Below are 2,414 nucleotides of genomic sequence, written 5' to 3'. Positions count from 1 at the left end.
TTAGTGTCGCATTTAATTTTACAACTTATCATTGAAATAAAATTGTGTAGGAAGTATGAACATTGAACCATGCTCAGTTAATTAGATGGTCAAAATAATTAAATATTGTTTTATATATGGACTTATTTCTGATTTTTATCGGAGTGAGTCCATTGTATTTTAAAATGATATGATCATGAATATAGAATTGAATATATTTTTAATCAATACTTCTAAATGATGATATCTATTTAAGTAAAACTTTCAATTGGTTGATTATTTAAACGTTTCTCGGCTCTAGATATACTTTACTTTGAATTGGAAACGTGTTTTTAATGCTTTATATGTATGAGAAGTATACTGAAATCTTCTATTGCTATTCATCAATATATTTATCTCTATCACGTTGGTTAAATAAATTTTATTCATTATTTTATTCATGTATAAACTTGATGACAACTTATATTATGTTTTTCTATAGCTTTTCCATAATCAAACTCTTTTGAAATTGTGTATTATAAGATGTCAATTATTTTTGTTAACATTGTCTTTTTTGATGTTTTGTTATAATCTTTGAATTTCCTTTTCTAGTAGATCTTATATTTTATCACTATTGATTAAAATTATATAAATAGATATAATTATATTGTATAACAAACAATGAGAAGTGGGGAATTGTATGACGATTTTAAAGGTAGAACATTTATCGAAAATTTATGCTGATAAAACGGTGTTACATGATATCAATTTAGAAATTACTGCACCAGGGGTATATTTAATTGTAGGTCCGAATGGTTCGGGTAAAACAACATTACTGGAAACATTAGTAGGTTTGAGAAAACCCACATCAGGCCAATATACTGTAATTGATGAAAATCAAAAAATGAATCTGACAACTAGTGTTAGTTTTTTAACACAAGAAAATACTTTAAGACCAGGTTGTTATGTGAAAGAAGAAATTAAACTTATTCAAGAATTATATGACTTACCTAATTTTGATTATCATCAATTTTTAGCACAATATGGTTTGGAAGATTATTTAAATCATAAGACGAATAAGTTGTCTGGTGGGACACAGAGAAGATTATTACTGGCGTTAACATTGTTAGCTAATCAATCTGTAATTATTTTAGATGAACCTGTTTCAGGTTTAGATACTTTTAGTCGAAATGAAATTTGGCAGATGATTGTACAGGCATCTAAAGAAAAAATTATTCTTGTGTCAGATCATTATTTAAATCAATCTGCGGATTATTCTGATTATGTTTTCTTATTAAACAAGGGGCATATGTTATCTGATGGTAGTATTAAAGATATCGTGAAACAAACAGGTGTGACACATACAATTAAAGTACGACGAGATGATAGTGAAGCTGTTATGATGAAGTTGAAATCGAATGGCATTGATTTTGTTAAAAAAACGTCAGGTACAGTTGATATTTTTTATTTAACATTAAATGAAACGTCAGCCTCACTTTTAATTGAAGAAAAAGTATTGCCAGTTACATTTGAAGATATTTATTTCTATTTGACGGAAGGTGGTGCTGATAATGTTCAATAAATGGTTAGCAGTTTTTAAATTAGAGTTTAAACACTTAATGAGAGAGCCGGTTACTTTGTTTTTTATGTGGGTGTTACCAATTATTTTTACAGTAGTTTTTGGTGGTGCATTTGGTAGTGAATTATCAACTTTAGGGAATGGTATTTTAGGGATTGATACAGTCGTACCAATTAATATTGTTTTTCTACTGGCAAATGTTGGTTTAATGGGTTTACCTATTACAATTATTGAATTGCGTAATAATAAAGTGTTGAAGAGATATGTGACGTATCCTTTAAGTTATCCATTGTATTTTCTAGCGTTAGCATCAGCGTTATTATTTGCGAGTTTTATTTCAACATTAATATTCGGTCTATTATCTTTTATTAAATATGATGCGGTATGGCGTATGAATGTCTTAGATACAATAATTTTTATTGCAATATATCTTGTAACGGTTTTTATTTTTGATGTGATAGGTTATATGATTGCTTTATTAATTCATAATAATCGTATTGCGAATATGACGACAACTGGTTTATTTTTGGCGATGATTTTTACATCGGGTATTGTTTTACCAATTGAGTCGTTATCAGATGTTGTTCAATTTATTGCCAAAATATTCCCGATGTACCATTTAGTACAATTGTTTCAATATATATGGGTAGGTAAATTTGTTTGGGCTAATCAAATGTGGAATATAATTTACATTGTCGGGCTAACTGCCGTATTAGCAATGTGTTTAAGAGTTGTTAAAATTAAATGGGATTAAAGAAAAGTGTTGGTGATTCTCATCAACACTTTTTATTTGCCTATTTTATTAATTATATATGAAGAAACTAGAATTTTAATTAATTATTAAAATGAAATATTCATAAAAATAATTTTAAAAATT

2 protein-coding genes are annotated in these 2,414 nt (G+C 27.5%); both read left to right on the top strand.

Annotated elements, in window-relative coordinates; all coding sequences use genetic code 11:
- Positions 1–658: 658 nt before the first annotated feature.
- Positions 659–1,540, top strand: coding sequence for an ATP-binding cassette domain-containing protein (locus tag AC5EAH_RS07970; protein ID WP_493494249.1), 882 nt, complete (start codon positions 659–661; stop codon positions 1,538–1,540).
- On the top strand, positions 1,530–2,291 hold the full coding sequence (locus tag AC5EAH_RS07965) for an ABC transporter permease (RefSeq protein ID WP_493494248.1): 762 nt from the start codon (positions 1,530–1,532) through the stop codon (positions 2,289–2,291). Before AC5EAH_RS07970 ends, AC5EAH_RS07965 begins: the two co-directional genes overlap by 11 nt.
- The last annotated feature ends 123 nt before the right edge of the window (positions 2,292–2,414 follow it).

The sequence above is a fragment of the Staphylococcus sp. B1(2026) genome, from assembly GCF_058895785.1.
This window is presented reverse-complemented; position numbering and strand designations above follow the sequence as displayed.